Source organism: Stenotrophomonas sp. YJH_SMC_106-19 (assembly GCF_059368375.1).
Map to the genome: position 1 here is coordinate 653,402 of NZ_JCAFRQ010000002.1, position 16,899 is coordinate 670,300.

Annotated in this window: 15 protein-coding genes; 9 read left to right on the forward strand and 6 right to left on the reverse strand. The window is 67.2% G+C overall.

Translation table 11 applies throughout. The features are described 5' to 3' along the window. Positions 1 to 6: 6 nt before the first annotated feature. The 3 genes from AC5P5M_RS10575 to AC5P5M_RS10585 all read left to right on the forward strand — a co-directional run bounded on the left by AC5P5M_RS10575 (position 7) and on the right by AC5P5M_RS10585 (position 4,311). Positions 7 to 3,150, forward strand: a complete 3,144-nt coding sequence (locus AC5P5M_RS10575) for a multidrug efflux RND transporter permease subunit (protein WP_495205842.1) — start codon at positions 7 to 9, stop codon at positions 3,148 to 3,150. Continuing rightward, positions 3,137 to 3,529 (forward strand): nuclear transport factor 2 family protein, encoded by a 393-nt coding sequence (locus AC5P5M_RS10580; RefSeq protein ID WP_495205843.1) that lies wholly within the window; start codon positions 3,137 to 3,139, stop codon positions 3,527 to 3,529. The genes AC5P5M_RS10575 and AC5P5M_RS10580 overlap by 14 nt, the downstream gene beginning before the upstream one ends. Before the next feature lie 83 nt (positions 3,530 to 3,612). Then, positions 3,613 to 4,311 (forward strand): MliC family protein, encoded by a 699-nt coding sequence (locus AC5P5M_RS10585; protein WP_180876010.1) that lies wholly within the window; start codon positions 3,613 to 3,615, stop codon positions 4,309 to 4,311. Positions 4,312 to 4,364: 53 nt separating this feature from the next. On the opposite strand, the gene yeiP is transcribed toward AC5P5M_RS10585, so the two are convergent. The 5 genes from yeiP to AC5P5M_RS10610 all read right to left on the reverse strand — a co-directional run bounded on the left by yeiP (position 4,365) and on the right by AC5P5M_RS10610 (position 7,936). Beyond that, positions 4,365 to 4,931 carry an elongation factor P-like protein YeiP gene (gene yeiP, locus AC5P5M_RS10590; RefSeq protein ID WP_005409468.1) on the reverse strand — a complete coding sequence of 189 codons (567 nt, stop codon included), beginning with the start codon at positions 4,929 to 4,931 and terminating at the stop codon, positions 4,365 to 4,367. 48 nt (positions 4,932 to 4,979) lie between these two features. Further along, positions 4,980 to 5,750 carry an SDR family oxidoreductase gene (locus tag AC5P5M_RS10595; RefSeq protein WP_128988706.1) on the reverse strand — a complete coding sequence of 257 codons (771 nt, stop codon included), beginning with the start codon at positions 5,748 to 5,750 and terminating at the stop codon, positions 4,980 to 4,982. Between the two features lie 103 nt (positions 5,751 to 5,853). After that, entirely contained in the window at positions 5,854 to 6,747 is an 894-nt protein-coding gene (locus AC5P5M_RS10600) for a hydroxymethylglutaryl-CoA lyase (protein WP_053519511.1), read from the reverse strand. After that, positions 6,744 to 7,145 (reverse strand): VOC family protein, encoded by a 402-nt coding sequence (locus tag AC5P5M_RS10605; RefSeq protein ID WP_053519512.1) that lies wholly within the window; start codon positions 7,143 to 7,145, stop codon positions 6,744 to 6,746. Before AC5P5M_RS10605 ends, AC5P5M_RS10600 begins: the two co-directional genes overlap by 4 nt. A 2-nt stretch (positions 7,146 to 7,147) precedes the next feature. Then, a complete protein-coding gene (locus tag AC5P5M_RS10610) occupies positions 7,148 to 7,936 on the reverse strand; it encodes an enoyl-CoA hydratase/isomerase family protein (protein ID WP_053519513.1) in 789 nt (262 codons plus the stop codon). A gap of 119 nt (positions 7,937 to 8,055) precedes the next feature. On the opposite strand from AC5P5M_RS10610, the gene AC5P5M_RS10615 reads away from it, so the two are divergent. From AC5P5M_RS10615 to AC5P5M_RS10625, 3 genes are read left to right on the forward strand one after another with little or no spacing between them, the layout of a single operon-like run. Continuing rightward, entirely contained in the window at positions 8,056 to 8,310 is a 255-nt protein-coding gene (locus AC5P5M_RS10615; RefSeq protein ID WP_053519514.1) for a FeoA family protein, read from the forward strand. Further along, positions 8,307 to 10,169: a ferrous iron transport protein B gene (gene feoB / locus AC5P5M_RS10620; RefSeq protein WP_065175604.1), complete on the forward strand. Its 1,863-nt coding sequence runs from the start codon at positions 8,307 to 8,309 to the stop codon at positions 10,167 to 10,169. The genes AC5P5M_RS10615 and feoB overlap by 4 nt, the downstream gene beginning before the upstream one ends. Further along, positions 10,169 to 10,423 carry a DUF6587 family protein gene (locus AC5P5M_RS10625; RefSeq protein WP_065175605.1) on the forward strand — a complete coding sequence of 85 codons (255 nt, stop codon included), beginning with the start codon at positions 10,169 to 10,171 and terminating at the stop codon, positions 10,421 to 10,423. The genes feoB and AC5P5M_RS10625 overlap by 1 nt, the downstream gene beginning before the upstream one ends. A gap of 42 nt (positions 10,424 to 10,465) precedes the next feature. Here the strand turns inward: AC5P5M_RS10625 and AC5P5M_RS10630 are convergent, their stop codons facing one another. After that, the gene (locus AC5P5M_RS10630) at positions 10,466 to 11,227 is read right to left on the reverse strand and encodes a 3-oxoacyl-ACP reductase (protein WP_053519517.1); all 762 of its coding nucleotides are present in this window, start codon (positions 11,225 to 11,227) and stop codon (positions 10,466 to 10,468) included. Positions 11,228 to 11,316: 89 nt separating this feature from the next. Between AC5P5M_RS10630 and dapB the strand changes: the two genes are divergently transcribed. The 3 genes from dapB to carB all read left to right on the forward strand — a co-directional run bounded on the left by dapB (position 11,317) and on the right by carB (position 16,895). After that, positions 11,317 to 12,048 carry a 4-hydroxy-tetrahydrodipicolinate reductase gene (gene dapB / locus AC5P5M_RS10635; protein ID WP_128988716.1) on the forward strand — a complete coding sequence of 244 codons (732 nt, stop codon included), beginning with the start codon at positions 11,317 to 11,319 and terminating at the stop codon, positions 12,046 to 12,048. Positions 12,049 to 12,374: 326 nt separating this feature from the next. Continuing rightward, positions 12,375 to 13,502, forward strand: coding sequence for a glutamine-hydrolyzing carbamoyl-phosphate synthase small subunit (carA, locus tag AC5P5M_RS10640; protein ID WP_053519346.1), 1,128 nt, complete (start codon positions 12,375 to 12,377; stop codon positions 13,500 to 13,502). A gap of 150 nt (positions 13,503 to 13,652) precedes the next feature. Then, entirely contained in the window at positions 13,653 to 16,895 is a 3,243-nt protein-coding gene (gene carB, locus AC5P5M_RS10645) for a carbamoyl-phosphate synthase large subunit (protein ID WP_053519344.1), read from the forward strand. The last annotated feature ends 4 nt before the right edge of the window (positions 16,896 to 16,899 follow it).

Sequence of the window (16,899 nt, forward strand, 5' to 3'; positions counted from 1 at the left end):
TCCAACATGGCACGTTTCTTCATCGATCGCCCGGTGTTCGCCTGGGTGCTGGCGATCTTCATCATCCTTGCCGGTGTCCTGGCGATTCCGCGGTTGGCCGTGGAGCGTTACCCGGCAGTCGCTCCGCCCAGTGTCAGCATCTATGCGAGCTATCCAGGCGCAAGCCCGCAGACATTGAACGATGCGGTGGTCGCGCTGATCGAGCGCGAACTGTCCAGCGTCAAGCACCTGCTGTACTTCGAATCGTCGGTGGATACCTCCGGGGAGGCGTCGATCACGGCGACCTTCCAGCCGGGAACCAACCCCGAACTGGCCCAGGTCGATGTGCAGAACCGGATCAAGGCGATCGAGCCGCGGTTGCCGCGCAGCGTGCGCCAGAACGGGCTGTACGTGGAGGCGGCCGATTCCGGTTTCCTGATGCTGGTCGGCCTGCATTCGCCGGATGCCAGCGTCAGCGAGGCCGCGCTGGGTGACTTCATGGCGCGCAACATCATCGAGGAACTGCGCCGCATCGACGGTGTCGGGCGCGTGCAGCTGTTCGGCGCGGAGCAGGCGATGCGCGTCTGGCTCGATCCCACGCGGCTGACCGGGTACGGCCTGACCATCGGTGACGTTGCCAGCGCCATCGAGCAGCAGAACCTGGAGATCGCACCGGGTCGCATCGGCGACTCCCCCGGTCTGCCCGGCCAGCGCCTGACCGTGCCGCTGACCGCCGATGGCCAGCTGTCCACGCCCGCGCAGTTCGCTTCGATCGTGCTGCGTGCGCGGGCGGATGGCTCGCGGGTACTGCTGGGTGACGTCGCCCGGGTCGAACTGGGGGCGCAGAGCTACGCCTGGGGTACCCGAGAGGATGGTCAGCCTGCGACGGCGGCGGGCGTCCAGCTGCGGCCCGGAGCGAACGCCGTACGCACTGCGGCAGCGGTGCGCGAAAGGATGGCCGAGCTGGCGCCGCTGCTGCCGCGTGGTGTCGAGGCGAGCATTCCGTTTGATACCGCACCCTTCGTCAGCATCTCGATCCGCAAAGTAGTGCAGACACTGCTGGAGGCCATGCTGCTGGTGTTCGCGGTGATGTACCTGTTCCTGCAGAACTGGCGCTATACGCTGATACCTGCCATGGTCGCGCCGATTGCGCTGCTGGGTACGTTCGCGGCGATGCTGGCGCTGGGGTTCTCGATCAACGTCCTCACCATGTTCGGCATGGTGCTGGCGATCGGCATCATCGTCGATGATGCGATCGTGGTGGTCGAAGGCGTGGAACGGATCATGGCCGAGGAGGGGTTGCCACCCCGCGAGGCGACGATCAAGGCAATGCGCGAACTGACCGGCGCGGTAATCGGCATCACCCTGGTACTGACCGCGGTGTTCATTCCGATGGCGTTCGCCAGTGGTTCGGTAGGCGCGATCTACCGTCAGTTCACCGTCGCGATGTCGGTATCGATCCTGTTCTCCGCACTGCTGGCGCTCAGCCTCACGCCTGCACTGTGCGCCACGCTGCTGCGCGGAAGTACACGCGGGCATCATGGCCGCAGTGGCCTGTTCGGCGCCTTCAACCGCGGCTTCGAGCGGATGACCGGCCGCTACCAGCGTGGCGTGGCCGCTGTGCTGCAGCGAAGCGGGCGCGTGATGGGGGTGTTCGTCGCACTGGTGGCAGCGCTTCTGCTGGGCCTGAACGGGTTGCCCGGGGCATTCCTGCCGGAGGAGGACCAGGGGTACTTCATGACCTCGATCCAGCTGCCGGCCGAGGCGACCACCGAGCGCACGCTTGCCGTCGTTGAAGCGTACGAACGTCACGTGGCCTCGCGCCCCGGCGTTGCATCCAACCAGTCGATCCTCGGGTACAGCTTCTCCGGCTCGGGGCCGAGTGCTGCACTGGCCTACACGATGCTGAAGGATTGGGGGGAGCGTGCCGGTGCGACGGCTGCCGGCGAAGTGGAGGCGGTACGGAAGGCGATGTCGACGCTGGTCGAGGGCGAAGTCATGAGCGTGATGCCGCCGGCCATCGACAGCCTCGGCCGCTCGTCAGGCTTCTCGCTGGCGCTGCAGGCGCGGACCGGGCAGACCCAGGCCGAGCTGCGCGCTGCCCTCCAGCAGCTGCTGCAGCTGGCCCAGTCCAGCACACTGCTGTCCGATGTGCATGCCGATGGAATGCCCGCAGGTACCAGCGTCCGGCTTGACATCGATCGCGCCAAGGCCGAGGCGATGGGCGTGGCGTTCAGCGAGATCAGCGGAACGCTGTCGGCGGCAATGGGCTCGCAATACGTCAACGACTTTCCGAACAAGGGACGGCTGCAGCAGGTCATCGTCCAGGCCGATGCGCCGTATCGGATGGAGCTGGGCGACGTGCTCAAGCTGTATGTCCGCAACAGCGAAGGGGGCATGGTGGCGCTGTCGGAGCTGGTCGATCCGCAGTGGACGGAAGCGCCCCTGCAGCTGCAGCGCTATCTCGGCTTCCCGGCATTGAATCTGTCCGGCGCGCCCGCGTCGGGCGTTTCCACCGGGCAGGCGATGGACGAGATGGAGCGCCTGGCCCGGCAGCTGCCGGCGGGCTTCGCACTGCAGTGGACCAGTCAGTCGCTGCAGGAGCGCGAGTCCGGCGCGCAGGCCCCGTGGTTGCTGCTGCTGTCGATGCTGGTGGTGTTCCTGGTCCTGGCGGCGCTGTACGAGAGCTGGTCCATACCAATGGCGGTGATGCTGGTGGTGCCGCTGGGCCTGCTGGGAGCCGTAGCGGCGGTGCTGCTGCGGGGCATGCCCAACGACGTGTTCTTCAAGGTCGGCATGATCACGGTGATCGGCCTGTCGGCGAAGAACGCGATCCTGATCGTCGAGTTCGCGCGACAGCTGCAGCAGCAGGGACGCGGGCTGGTGGAAGCGGCCGTGGAGGCAGCGCGCCTGCGCCTGCGGCCCATCGTGATGACGTCGCTGGCGTTCGCGCTCGGCGTGGTGCCCCTGATGGTGGCGCAGGGTGCCTCGAAGGAAACACAGCAGGCAATCGGTACTGGTGTGTTCGGTGGCATGGTCAGCGCGACCGTGCTCGCGGTGTTCTTCGTGCCGGTGTTCTATGTGGTGGTGCAGGGGGTGCGGCAATGGATCGCGCGGCGCCTGCGCAGGCGCCGGCCACTGCCGGAAGGATCTGTGGATGGGAACGGATAACGGTCAAACGCTGCACGACGTACAGCTGAAGGCGCTGGAACGGCGCCTGTGCCAGGCCCTGATCGATGGTGATGGGCAGGCACTGTCGCTGCTGTTGTCGCCGGCGATGTTCATGATGGATGGCGATGGTGGGCGTCTGTTTGATCTGCCCTGGCTGGATGACTGGTTGGGCGGGCACCTGCAGGTGCGGGCGCTGCATCTGCAGGCGGTGGACACCCTGCTGTGCGGTCGGCTGGCGCTGCTGTCCAGCCCGGTGCAGATGGTGGTCGTCCGGCACGGGAAGGAGCAGGCATTGCGGATGCGTCTGTTGCGGGTCTGGGCCTGTAGTTCCGGCGGGGAGGGCGCGCAGCTGCTGTCGATGACGGTGCTCGCGGCGTGAACGCGATCACATCGGTTTCAGCGCCGGCTCATCGCCGGATGATAGGGTGGTTATCTTCAGTACGGTCGACAAGGAGTCGAGTCATGCGTGTAGTTTCCAGTCTGTCGTCGGCTTCGCTGGCCCTGGTGCTGGCGGCCTGCCAGCCATCGACGCCGCCTGCCGCAGCAGGTGGCACGGCTGACCCGGCGCCGCCGGAGCCGCAGCCGCTGTCCACGAACTCGACCGCCAGCCAGACGGCCTATCAGTGTGGCGATCTGGCCGTGCGTGCGACGTTCAACGGCGAGGACGCAGCCACCGTGGTGATCGGGGATCGCACGTTCGCCATGACCTCCGAGCGTGCTGCTTCGGGGGCGAAGTACGGCGACGGGCAGGGCAACAGTTTCTGGACGAAGGGCCACGACGACGGGCTGCTCAGCCTGAAGGGCGAAGTGGACCGCGAGTGCCGCGCGGTGGAGACCACGGAAGGCGACGGCCGTGCCGGTGCTGCCGCGTTCAGGGCGACCGGCAACGAACCGGGCTGGCTGGCGGTGGTCGACGGTGACACGCCGGGCCTGCAGGTGCAGGTCGATTATGGCCAGCGGCACTTCGACGTGGGCGCGCCCAACCAGGGGGCGGACGGGTGGAGTGGCAAGGCTGCGGACGGTACCGACATCAAGCTCACCTTCCAGCGCACGACGTGCACGGACGACATGAGCGGCGAGCCGTTCGAGGCGAAGGCGATGCTGACCGTCGGCACGCGCCAGTACCATGGGTGTGGCAATTTCGGCGCCAGGCAGCCGTAAGTTGGTCGGCAGAGCCGAGCGGGGCTCGGCTCTGCCAGGCGCGTGCGGTCAGCTCAGTCCGCGCGGCCTGCGAACTCGCCGGTGGCAGTGTTCACCAGCACGCGTTCGCCATTGACGATGTACTCCGGCACCATGATCTCGATCCCGGTATTGAGCTTGGCCGGTTTCGGACGCTTGGTGGCGGTGCCGCCCTTCAGTTCCGGCGGGGTCTCGATCACTTCCAGCACCACCGAGGCCGGCAACTGGATGGCCACCGGCTGCTCGTCGATCACCTGCACGTAGATGCCGGTCAGGCCATCGGTGATGTAGCCGGCGTCGTCGCCGATGACGTCCGCATCCAGGGTGTAGGGGGTGTAGTCCTCGTCATCGAGGAAGACGAACGCATCGCCATCCTTGTACGAATAGGTGGACTGGCGGCGCAGCAGTTCGACCTCGACCAGATTGTCGTCGGCATCGAAGCTGGCATCGAGCTTGTTGCCGCCCGGCACGCTGTACATGATGAAGCGGAAGCGGACGTTGCCACCCCGGCCCTGCGGGGAGCTGCGCTCGATGTCGCGGATCTGGTAGACGCCGTTGTTGTACTCGACGACGTTGCCCTTCTTGATGTCGTTGGCTTTCATGGTGATCTGGGTCGTTGGGGGTGGACGCCGTCCCGGCGCCCGGGGGAATCACTTCGGAGCGAGGCGGGTAGCGCCGTCCAGGCGGATGGTCTCGCCATTGAGGTAGGTGTTGCCGAGGATGAAGCCGACCAGGCTGGCGAAATCCTCCGGCTTGCCCAGCCGCGACGGGAACGGGATCGAGGCGGCAAGCGACTGCTGTACGGCTTCGGGCATGCCATCGACCATCGGTGTCCAGAACACGCCCGGGGCGATGGTGTTGACGCGGATGCCGAAGCGCGAGAGCTCGCGGGCCATCGGCAGCGTCATCGACACCACACCGCCCTTGCTGGCGGCGTACGCGGCCTGGCCGATCTGGCCCTCATAGGCGGCGATGCTGGCGGTGTTGATGATGACACCGCGTTCGCCATCGGCGCCGGCCTCGTTGTGCTGCATGCGGTTGGCGGCGGCCTTGGCCACGTTGAAGCTGCCGACCAGGTTGACCATCACCGTGCCCTGGAAGCCGGCCAGCGGCATCGGGCCTTCCTTGCCGAGCACACGGCCCGCGCCGAGGATGCCGGCGCAGTTCATCGCCACGTTGAGGCCGCCGAGGAAATCGTGGGCCTGGTCGATGGCCGCCGCCACGGCAGCTTCATCACTGACGTTGACGTTGAAATAGCGGGCGTTGTCGGCACCCAGCGCGGCGACGGCGGCGCTGCCTTTGTCGTCGTTGAGGTCGAACAGGGCCACCTTGCCGCCTTGGGCGACGAGGTGCTCGGCCACGGCCAGGCCAAGGCCGGAAACGCCGCCGGTGATCACGGCACGTACGGAAGACAGCTGCATTGCACGGTCCTGCAGGTTCGAGAACCGCCGATTCTAACGGAAGCCACGACCGCTGCCGTTGTGCACCGCGCCGCCCGGAGCCCGGGCGACGCGCCCTGATGGATCAGACGGCCGCGAGGGCCTGGCCGGTGCGGCTGGCGGTCGCACGCCCGAGCAGGCCGGCCAGCCAACGACCGGTTTCCGCCAGCGCCGGCAGGTCCACCCCGCTGTCCAGGCCAAGGCCCTGCAGCAGATAGACCACGTCCTCGCTGGCGACGTTGCCGCTGGCGCCTTTCGCGTAAGGGCAGCCGCCCGCGCCGGAGACGGCGCTGTCGACCACGCGCACGCCTTCTTCCAGGCAGGTGGCGATGTTGGCAATGGCCTGCCCGTAGGTGTCATGGAAGTGCACGGCCAGCGCGCTCATCGGGATCTCCGCGGCGACTGCCTGCAGCATCGCCCGCGCCTTGCGCGGCGTGCCGACGCCGATCGTGTCGCCCAGCGAGATCTCATAGCAGCCCATCTGGTGCAGGGCGCGCGCCACCCGCACCACATCGGCCAGGGGGACCTCGCCCTGGTAGGGACACCCCAGCACGGTGGAGACATAGCCGCGCACCCGTACGCCATCGGCGGCGGCGCGGCGCAGGATCGGCTCGAAGCGTGCCAGCGACTCGTCGATGCCGGCGTTGGTGTTGGTGCGGTTGAACGCCTCGGAGGCGGCCGTGAACACCGCCACTTCCTCCACGCCGACCGCGAGCGCCCGCTCGTAGCCCTGCTCATTCGGTACCAGCACTGGATAGTGGATGCCGGGCCGGCGCTGGATGCCGGCATAGACCTCAGCGGCATCCGCCAGCTGCGGCACCCACTTCGGGCTGACGAAACTGGTCGCTTCGATGCTGCGCAGGCCGGTGGCCGACAGGCGGTTGATCAGCTCGATCTTGTCGGCCGTAGAGACCGGTTGCTTTTCGTTCTGCAGCCCGTCCCGCGGGCCGACCTCGACGATGCGGACGTAGTCGCTCATGCCTCCGTCTCCGCAGCGGGGCGCTGGCAGACCGCCTCGATGTTGTTGCCGTCCGGGTCGAGCACGAAGGCGGCGTAGTAGTTCGGGTGATACCAGGGACGCACGCCGGGAGCGCCATTGTCGCGTCCTCCGGCGGCCAGGGCGGCGGCATGGAACGCGTCCACCTGCGCGCGGCCGGTACAGGCGAAGGCGACGTGCACGCCATGGCTGACGCTGCCGCCATTGCCGATCCAGAAGAACGGCTTGCCATCGCGGCCGAAGCCGACCTGGTCATGGGTGCCGGTCTGCTCCGCGGTGACTTCCATCACCACGCCGATCTGCAGTGGGGCCAGTGCCTGGCTGAAGAACGCCCTGCTGCGCGCCAGGTCGGCGCTGGTCAAACCAAGATGATCGAGCATGTTCAGGCCTCCGTGACCCAATGGGGGGCGCGCTTGTCGAGGAAGGCGCCCAGGCCTTCCTGACCCTCGGCCGAGACCCGCAGGCGCGCGATCAGGGCGGCATTGTCGCGGTCGAGCGCATCGCGGTCATGGCTGTCACGGACCTGCCGGACCAGGCGCTTGGCCGACGCTGAGGCGATCGGGCCGGCCTTGTCGAGCAGGGCCAGCTGGCGCTGCACCGCCTCGTCCAGCCGCTCCGGTTCCACCAGCTGGTGCACCAGGCCGATGCGCAGCGCGGTGTCGGCGTCGAAGTGCTCGCCGGTCGCGAACCAGCGGCGGGCCTGACGCGGCCCGATCGCCTCGATCACGTACGGTGAGATCACGGCCGGCAGCAGGCCAAGGCGGCTTTCGGTCAGGCCGAACCGGGCGCTGGTGCTGGCGATGGCGATGTCGCAGCAGGCGACCAGGCCGACACCCCCGCCGAAGGCGGCACCGTGGACCCGGGCCAGGGTCGGCTTGGGCAGTTCGTCCAGGGTGCGCATCAGGCGCGCCAGGGCCAGCGAATCCTCGCGGTTGTCAGCCTCGCTGGCAGCGGCCATGCCCCGCATCCACTGCAGGTCGGCACCGGCCGAGAAGGATGCGCCGTGGCCGGCCACCACCACCGCGCGCACCGCGTCTTCCCGCCCGGCCGCCTCCAGCGCGGCGGTCAGCCGGGCGATCAGGCCGGCATCGAAGGCGTTGTGCAGCTCCGGCCGGTTCAGCCAGAGGGTGAGGACGGCGCCACTGCGCTCGATCTGCAAAGCATCGTTCATGGGATTCCAGGGTCACTCCATACCTGTATGGATCATAGCGGGCCATTGGTCATGGGCCATGACGCGACGCGGGAATGTTAGAATCGAGAACCATTTACATCCAGCAGAGAACAGGCTAGATGACGCTGTCCGAACTGCCCCTGCATACCTCGGCCGTGGTCGACTCCGTGCAGGACCTGCATGCCAACGATGCCATTGCCCGCCGCCTGCGCGAGCTGGGCTTCGTCAAGGGCGAGGAGGTCCGCCTGGTGGCCAAGGGCCCACTGGGGGGAGAGCCGTTGCTGGTGCAGGTCGGGTTCACCCGTTTCGCACTGCGTATCAGTGAAGCCAAGCGCGTCGTGATCGACGCTGCCAGCCAGGAAAGACGTGCATGACCGCATCCGCCACTGCTGCCCCCCTGCGCATCGCGCTGGTCGGTAACCCGAACAGCGGCAAGACCGCCCTGTTCAACCAGCTGACCGGCAGCCGGCAGAAGGTCGCCAATTACACCGGCGTGACCGTCGAGCGCAAGGAAGGACGCCTGCGCGCACCCTCCGGCCGCGAGTTCGCCGTGCTTGACCTGCCGGGTGCGTACAGCCTGCACCCGGCGAGCCTGGACGAGGCGATCACCCGCGACCTGTGCCGCGGCTTCTATCCGGGCGAGGCCGCGCCGGACGTACTGTTGTGCGTGATCGATGCCACCAACCTGCGCCTGCACCTGCGCTTCGCACTGGAACTGCGCGAGTTGGGCAAACCGATGGTGGTGGCGCTGAACATGGTGGATGCGGCCGAGCGCCGTGGCATCCAGCTGGACGTGGCAGCGCTGGAGCGCGAGCTGGGCGTGCCGGTGGTCGAGACCGTGGCGGTACGCAAGCAGGGCGCGCGTGCGCTGGTCGAGCGCCTGGACCGCATGGTGCCGCACCTGGATGCGCCGATGCCGCCGGCCGAGGACGGCATCGACTACCACGCCCGGGTACGTGACATCCTGGCGGTGGCCGTGCGCATGCCGGCACGCACCGCGAAGATCGACGACACGCTTGACCGCTGGCTGCTGCATCCGGTGTTCGGACTGGTGACGCTGGTCGTGGTGATGTTCCTGATCTTCCAGGCGGTGTTCGCCTGGGCGACACCGCTGATGGATGGCATCGAGGCCGGCTTCGGCTGGCTGGGCGAGGTGGTCGGTGGCGCGCTGCCGGAGGGGCCGCTGACCAGCCTGCTGACCGACGGCATCATCGCCGGCCTGGGAGGCGTGGTGGTGTTCCTGCCGCAGATCCTGATCCTGTTCGCGTTCATCCTCGCGCTGGAAGAGTCCGGCTACCTGCCACGTGCAGCGTTCCTGCTCGATCGGCTGATGGCCGCGGCCGGCCTGTCGGGGCGTTCGTTCATCCCGCTGCTGTCCAGCTTCGCCTGCGCGGTGCCGGGCATCATGGCCACCCGCAGCATCCAGGATCCACGCGACCGGCTGGCGACGATCCTGGTGGCGCCGCTGATGACCTGTTCGGCCCGCCTGCCGGTGTATGCCCTGCTGATCGCCGCCTTCATTCCCGATGGCAAGGTCGGCATCTTCAACCAGCAGGGCCTGGTGCTGTTCGGACTGTACGTGGCCGGCATCCTCAGCGCGCTGGCGATGTCGTGGGTCATGAAGAAGTGGCGCCGCGACAAGAGCGAGCATCCGTTGATGCTGGAGCTGCCCTCGTACCGTATTCCGCATCCGCGTGATCTGGCAGTCGGCCTGTATGAGCGCGGCATGATCTTCCTGCGGCGCGTGGGCGGCATCATCCTGGCGTTGACCGTGCTGCTGTGGTTCCTGCTGTCGTTCCCCGGTGCGCCCGCCGACGCCACGCTGCCGGCCATCGATTACAGCTACGCCGGCCGCATCGGCCATGCGATGACCGCGGTTTTCGCCCCGCTGGGTTTCAACTGGCAGATCTGCATCGCACTGATTCCGGGCCTGGCCGCGCGTGAAGTGGCGGTTTCCTCGCTGGCGACGGTGTACGCGCTGTCCGCGGCCGACGACGATGCGGCGATCTCGGCGCTCACGCCGGTGGTGGCCGATGGCTGGTCGCTGGCCACGGGCCTGTCGCTGCTGGTGTGGTTCATCTATGCGCCGATGTGCATCTCCACGCTGGCCACCATCAAGCGTGAGACCAACTCGTGGAAGAAGATGGGTTTCGCGGCGTTCTACCTGTTCGCAGCGGCCTACGTTGCAGCGCTGATCACCTACCAGGTGACCGTGGCGCTGGGAGGCGGCTGATGGACGCAGGACTGCTGCTCCAGTACCTGCTCGTTGCGCTGGCCGTGCTGGTCAGCGCGTGGGTCGTACTGAAAAAGCAGTTCCCCGGCACCGTGCGCAGGATGCGCGGTGCCTTGGCACTGGCGCTGCTCAAGCCCGGCCGCGCCGGCTGGCTGCAGGCGCTGGGCCGCAGGATCGCGCCCCCTGTCAGTGGCGGCGGCGGTGCCTGTGGTGGCTGCGACAGCTGCGGGCCGACGCCGCCGAAGCAGCACTGACGATGGCGGGAGAGAGCGGGGGCTGCTGCGCTCGCCGAAGCGTCAATCCCGCACCAGCCCACCGTCCACCACCAGATTCTGGCCGGTCACCGCGCGCGCCCAGGGGCTGGCGAAGAACAGCGCGGCGTCGGCGAACTCGGCCGGCGTGGTCACGCTGCGCAGTGGCGTGTTGGCGGCGATGTAATCGAACACCGCCTGCGGTGTCGCCGCGCTGGCATCGGTGCTGCGCAGCAGGCCGCCGGACAGCATGTTGACGGTGATGCCCTGCGGCCCCAGGTCGCCGGCCAGGGTGCGGGTCAGCGAAAGCAGGGCGGCTTTGGCGGCCGTGTAGTCGTGATAGGGCACCACCGGGTTCTGGAACAGATTGGTGCCGATGTTGATGATGCGGCCGAAGCCGCGCGCCTGCATGCCGGGCAGGGTGGCCTGCACGGTGTTGAGCGCGCCGCGCACGCTGCCTTCGAACTGCGCCTGGAACGCCGGCCAGCCAATGTCGGCAGCGCCGTCGCGCGCATCACCATTGAAGGAGAAGTCGGCCAATGCATTGTTGACCACAGTGGTCACGCCCTGGCCGAAATGCGCCAGCGCCTGCTGCAGGAGTGCCTCGATCTGGCCCCGGTCGGTGACGTCGGCGCGGAGCGCGAGTGCCTGCCCGCCCAGCTCCACCGCCAATGCACGTGCGGCCGCCTCGCTGCGGTGGTAGTTGATGATGACCCGGGCACCCTGCGCGGCGAATGCGCGGGCGATATGCTGGCCAAGGCCGCGGCCAGCGCCGGTGACCAGTACCAGCTGTTCGCTGATCTGCATGGGAAATGCGGTCCATCGCATGAAGAGTCCTGCAGCGTAGCAGCGATGATGCTTGCCGGACCGGGCATGCTGCCGCTAGCCTGCGGGGCATGAACCAGACTCCCCTGCGATTGCTCATTCACGGCGCTTCCGGGCGCATGGGCCAGGCCCTGCTGCGGCTGGCCGCCGATCATCCCGAAACCCTGCAGATCGTGGCGGCGGTGACCGGCCGCGCGCCGGCCCAGCGGGTGGTCGACGGAGTGCCGTTCTTTGCCGCCAGCGAGCTGGCAGGGGCGCCGGCATTCGATGTGGCCATCGACTTCAGCCTGCCGGAAGGCTTCGATGCGATGCTGGCCCTGTGCGTTGAACGTGGCGCAGGCCTGGTATCGGGTACCACCGGCATCTCCAGTGCGCAGCGCCAGGCGCTGGACGCCGCCGCGGCGCGCATTCCGCTGGTGTGGGCTTCGAACTTCAGCCTCGGTGTCGCGGTGCTGGACGAGCTGGTCGAGCGCGCTGCGCAGGCCCTGTCGGGCTGGGACTGCGACATCGTGGAATCGCACCATACGCAGAAGAAGGATGCGCCCTCGGGAACGGCACTGACCCTGGGCGCAGCCGCGCAGCGGGGTGGGGCGGATCCGCAGTACGCCAGCCTGCGGGCCGGCGATATCGTGGGTGAGCATCTGGTGCAGTTCACCGGCCTGGGCGAGCGCATCGAACTGGTCCACCGGGCGACCAACCGCGACATCTTCGCCCGCGGTGCGCTGTTTGCCGCCCGCCAGCTGCAGGGGCGGGCGCCCGGGAGCTACCGGGTGCGCGACCTGCTGGACACCCCGGCGGGCTGATTCACGGGGTCGGATCCCTTTCCCACGGAAAGGGATCTGACCCCTCGCCGCGATTGGGGTCAGAGCCCTTTTCCCGCATGAAAAGGGATCCGACCCCGGCCATCGCGCTTTGCACACGCGGGCGTATTGAAATGAATACGCAGTCGCCTGTTCATGAAACGATTCAACCGCTGGCGCGAGCGCTCCGGCAGCGCTACAATTCGCACTCGCCGAATCACCAAAGCCGGACCGGTCCTGAACCGTACGTCCGCGCTTTTTTGCAACCGGATTTCCGTGAAGCACAGGCGTGACTTCGGCACCCCCTCGGTAGCCAAAGTGAGATTTCCGTGACCCAAGCCGCAATCCTCGTCCTCGAAGACGGCACCGTATTCGAGGGCGAATCCGTAGGCGCGCCCGGCCTGTCCGTCGGTGAAGTGGTGTTCAACACCGCCATGACCGGTTACCAGGAAGTGCTGACCGATCCGTCCTACGCCCGGCAGATGGTCACGCTGACCTATCCGCATATTGGCAACACCGGCATGACCGACCAGGACGACGAAGCCTCCAAGGTGTGGTCGGCCGGCCTGATCGTGCGCGATGTGCCGCGCCGCCCCAGCAACTGGCGCAGCCAGGTGTCGCTGCAGGACTGGCTGATCCAGCGTGGCGTGGTGGCGATCGCTGGCATCGATACCCGCAAGCTCACCCGCATCCTGCGCGAGAACGGTGCCCAGAACGGTGCGCTGATGGCAGGTGACATCGATGTTGAGAAGGCGCTGGAAGCCGCCCGCAAGTTCCCGGGCCTGAAGGGCATGGATCTGGCCAAGGTCGTCACTACCGAGAAGACCTATGTCTGGACCGAGGGCCAGCTGGACCTGGATGCCAACGCCTTCGTCAGCGTGCCGGCCCGCTTCAAGGTCGTGGCCTACGATTTCGGCGTGAAGACCAACATCCTGCGCATGCTGGCCGAACGCGGCTGCGAAGTGACCGTGGTGCCGGCGCAGACCCCGGCGGCTGAAGTGCTGGCGCTGAAGCCCGACGGTGTCTTCCTGTCCAATGGCCCGGGTGACCCGGAGCCGTGCGATTACGCGATCGCCGCGATCAAGACCTTCATCGACGTGAAGATTCCGACCTTCGGCATCTGCCTGGGCCACCAGCTGCTGGGCCTGGCCTCGGGCGCGCAGACCGTCAAGATGGGCCATGGCCACCATGGTGCGAACCATCCGGTGCAGGACCTGGACAGTGGCCGGGTGATGATCACCTCGCAGAACCATGGTTTCGCGGTCGATGAAGCCACCCTGCCGGCGACGTTGCGCGTGACCCACCGGTCGCTGTTCGATGGCACCAACCAGGGCATCGCACGCACCGATGTGCCGGCGTTCTCCTTCCAGGGCCATCCGGAAGCGTCGCCGGGCCCGCACGACGTCGGTCCGCTGTTCGACCGTTTCGTGACCCTGATGGAACAGGCCAAGGCGTGATCCGCAGGCCACCGGCCACCGGTGGCACCGCGATGGACCGTAAGCCCCCGCATTGCTGCTGCCTCCCGGCGCGGCGCTGCGGATCGAGATTCCTGATCGACAGCGTGCGATCACTCCCCCTTGTCACGCTGTACTGACTTAGAGAAGAAAATGCCCAAGCGCACTGACCTAAAGACCATCCTCATCATCGGTGCCGGCCCGATCGTCATCGGCCAGGCCTGCGAGTTCGACTACTCCGGTGCCCAGGCCTGCAAGGCCCTGCGCGACGAGGGTTACCGCGTGGTGCTGGTCAACAGCAACCCGGCCACGATCATGACCGACCCGGAGATGGCCGACGCCGTCTACATCGAGCCGATCAACTGGCAGACGGTCGAGAAGATCATCGCCAAGGAGAAGCCCGACGCGCTGCTGCCGACCATGGGGGGACAGACCGCGCTGAACTGCGCGCTGGACCTGGCCGACAACGGCGTGCTGGAGAAGTACAACGTCGAGCTGATCGGTGCCAAGCGCGAAGCGATCCGCATGGCCGAAGACCGCGAGCTGTTCCGCGTGGCGATGGGCGAGATCGGCCTGGAGTGCCCGACCGCCGCCGTCGCCCACACGCTGGACGAAGCGCTGGAGATCCAGACCCGCGTCGGCTACCCGACCATCATCCGTCCAAGCTTCACCCTGGGCGGCAGCGGCGGTGGTATCGCCTACAACCGCGAAGAGCTGGTGGAAATCGTCAGCCGCGGCCTGGAACTGTCGCCGACCACCGAAGTGCTGGTGGAAGAGTCGGTGCTGGGCTGGAAGGAATTCGAGATGGAGGTGGTGCGTGACACCGCCGACAACTGCATCATCGTGTGCTCGATCGAGAATCTCGATCCGATGGGCGTGCACACCGGTGACTCGATCACCGTGGCCCCGGCGCAGACCCTGACCGACAAGGAATACCAGCGCCTGCGCGATGCCTCCATCGCCGTGCTGCGCAAGATCGGCGTCGATACCGGCGGCTCCAACGTGCAGTTCGGCATCAACCCGAAGACCGGCCGTGTGGTCGTCATCGAGATGAATCCGCGCGTGTCGCGCTCCTCGGCGCTGGCCTCCAAGGCCACCGGCTTCCCGATCGCGAAGGTGGCCGCCAAGCTGGCCGTGGGCTACACCCTGGACGAACTGAAGAACGAGATCACCGGTGGCCTGACCCCGGCGTCGTTCGAGCCGTCCATCGACTACGTGGTCACCAAGATCCCGCGCTTCGCCTTCGAGAAGTTCCCGGCCGCCGATGCACGCCTGACCACCCAGATGAAGTCGGTGGGCGAAGTCATGGCGATGGGCCGCACCTTCCAGGAATCGGTACAGAAGGCGCTGCGCGGCCTGGAAACCGGCAAGGTCGGCTTCGACCCGACCGGCCTGGACCTGGCCAACGAGGAAGACCTGCAGACCCTGCGCCGCGAGCTGAAGGCACCGGGTCCGGAGCGCCTGTTCTACGTGGCCGACGCGTTCCGCGCCGGCATGAGCGTGGAAGAGATCCATGCGCTGTCGTTCATCGACCACTGGTTCCTGGACCAGATCGAGGAAATCATCGCTGCCGAAGGTGAAGTCGCTGCCGATGGCATCGATGCACTGGACGCCGCCCGCCTGCGCAGGCTCAAGCGTGCCGGTTTCTCCGACGCCCGCCTGGCCCAGCTGACCGGCACCAACGAAGCGGCCATCCGCGCACTGCGTCGTGCCCACAAGGTGCGCCCGGTCTACAAGCGCGTGGACTCCTGTGCTGCCGAGTTCGCCACCGGCACCGCCTACCTGTATTCGACCTACGAGGACGAGTGCGAGGCCGCGCCGAGCAACCGCGACAAGATCATGATCCTGGGCGGCGGTCCGAACCGCATCGGCCAGGGCATCGAGTTCGACTACTGCTGCGTGCATGCGGCGCTGGCGCTGCGCGAGGATGGCTATGAAACCATCATGGTCAACTGCAACCCGGAAACCGTTTCGACCGACTACGACACCTCCGACCGCCTGTACTTCGAGCCGCTGACGCTGGAAGACGTGCTGGAGATCGTCGAGCTGGAACAGCCGAAGGGCGTGATCGTGCAGTACGGCGGGCAGACGCCGCTGAAGCTGGCGCGCGCGCTGGAAGCCAATGGCGTGCCGGTGATCGGTACCAGCCCGGACTCCATCGACCTGGCCGAGGACCGCGAGCGTTTCCAGCAGCTGGTGGACAAGCTGGGCCTGAAGCAGCCGCCGAACCGTATCGCCCGCAACGACCAGGAAGCCCTGCTGCTGGCCCGCGAGATCGGCTACCCGCTGGTGGTGCGTCCGAGCTACGTGCTCGGTGGCCGTGCGATGGAGATCGTGTACGGCGAAGCCGATCTGGCCCGCTACGTGCGTGATGCGGTGAAGGTGTCCAACGATTCGCCGGTGCTGCTGGACCGCTTCCTCGACAACGCTGTCGAGTGCGATGTCGACATCATCGCCGACAAGGATGGCAACGTGCTGATCGGTGGCGTGATGGAGCACATCGAAGAAGCCGGCGTGCACTCGGGCGACTCTTCGTGCTCGCTGCCGCCGTACTCGCTGTCGGCCGAGACCCAGGCCGAGCTGCGTCGCCAGGTGGTGGAACTGGCCAAGGCGCTGAACGTGGTTGGCCTGATGAACACCCAGTTCGCGATCCAGACCAGCGACGAGGGCGACGACACCGTCTACCTGCTTGAAGTGAACCCGCGTGCCTCGCGCACGGTGCCGTTCGTGTCCAAGGCCACCGGCATGCCGCTGGCCAAGATCGCCGCACGCTGCATGGCCGGCAAGACCCTGGCCGAGCAGGGCGCGACCGAAGAGATCGTGCCGGACTACTACTCGGTGAAGGAAGCGATCTTCCCGTTCGCCAAGTTCCAGGGCGTCGATCCGATCCTCGGGCCGGAAATGCGCTCCACCGGCGAGGTGATGGGCGTCGGCCGCAGCTTCAACGCCGCCTTCGCACGCGCGCAGGAAGCCGGCGGCATCAAGGCCCCGCCGATCGGCAAGGCCTTCGTGTCGGTGCGCGACCCGGACAAGAAGCGCGTGCTGCCGGTCGCCAAGGCGCTGCTGGCGCGCGGCTACAGCCTGGTGGCCACCCGTGGCACCGCCGCCTGGCTGCAGCAGCATGGCATGCAGTGCGAGATCATCAACAAGGTGGTCGAGGGTCGTCCGCACATCGTCGATTCGATCAAGAACGGCGAGATCGTCTACATCGTCAACACGACCGAAGGTCGCTCGGCGATCAACGACTCGTTCTCGATCCGTCGCGAGGCGCTGCAGCACCGCGTCACCTACTCGACCACCATTGCCGGCGCCAAGGCGCTGGTGGATTCACTGGAATTCCGCGGCACCGGCCCCGTCTGGTCGCTGCAGGAGCTGCACAAGGAGTTGAATGCATGAGAGC

Coding starts and splice junctions, on each gene's coding strand:
- AC5P5M_RS10575 (WP_495205842.1), top strand. CDS start 7: ATGGCACGTTTCTTCATCGATCGCCCGGTGTTCGCCTGGGTGCTGGCG.
- AC5P5M_RS10580 (WP_495205843.1), top strand. CDS start 3,137: ATGGGAACGGATAACGGTCAAACGCTGCACGACGTACAGCTGAAGGCG.
- AC5P5M_RS10585 (WP_180876010.1), top strand. CDS start 3,613: ATGCGTGTAGTTTCCAGTCTGTCGTCGGCTTCGCTGGCCCTGGTGCTG.
- yeiP (WP_005409468.1), bottom strand. CDS start 4,931: ATGAAAGCCAACGACATCAAGAAGGGCAACGTCGTCGAGTACAACAAC.
- AC5P5M_RS10595 (WP_128988706.1), bottom strand. CDS start 5,750: ATGCAGCTGTCTTCCGTACGTGCCGTGATCACCGGCGGCGTTTCCGGC.
- AC5P5M_RS10600 (WP_053519511.1), bottom strand. CDS start 6,747: ATGAGCGACTACGTCCGCATCGTCGAGGTCGGCCCGCGGGACGGGCTG.
- AC5P5M_RS10605 (WP_053519512.1), bottom strand. CDS start 7,145: ATGCTCGATCATCTTGGTTTGACCAGCGCCGACCTGGCGCGCAGCAGG.
- AC5P5M_RS10610 (WP_053519513.1), bottom strand. CDS start 7,936: ATGAACGATGCTTTGCAGATCGAGCGCAGTGGCGCCGTCCTCACCCTC.
- AC5P5M_RS10615 (WP_053519514.1), top strand. CDS start 8,056: ATGACGCTGTCCGAACTGCCCCTGCATACCTCGGCCGTGGTCGACTCC.
- feoB (WP_065175604.1), top strand. CDS start 8,307: ATGACCGCATCCGCCACTGCTGCCCCCCTGCGCATCGCGCTGGTCGGT.
- AC5P5M_RS10625 (WP_065175605.1), top strand. CDS start 10,169: ATGGACGCAGGACTGCTGCTCCAGTACCTGCTCGTTGCGCTGGCCGTG.
- AC5P5M_RS10630 (WP_053519517.1), bottom strand. CDS start 11,227: ATGCAGATCAGCGAACAGCTGGTACTGGTCACCGGCGCTGGCCGCGGC.
- dapB (WP_128988716.1), top strand. CDS start 11,317: ATGAACCAGACTCCCCTGCGATTGCTCATTCACGGCGCTTCCGGGCGC.
- carB (WP_053519344.1), top strand. CDS start 13,653: ATGCCCAAGCGCACTGACCTAAAGACCATCCTCATCATCGGTGCCGGC.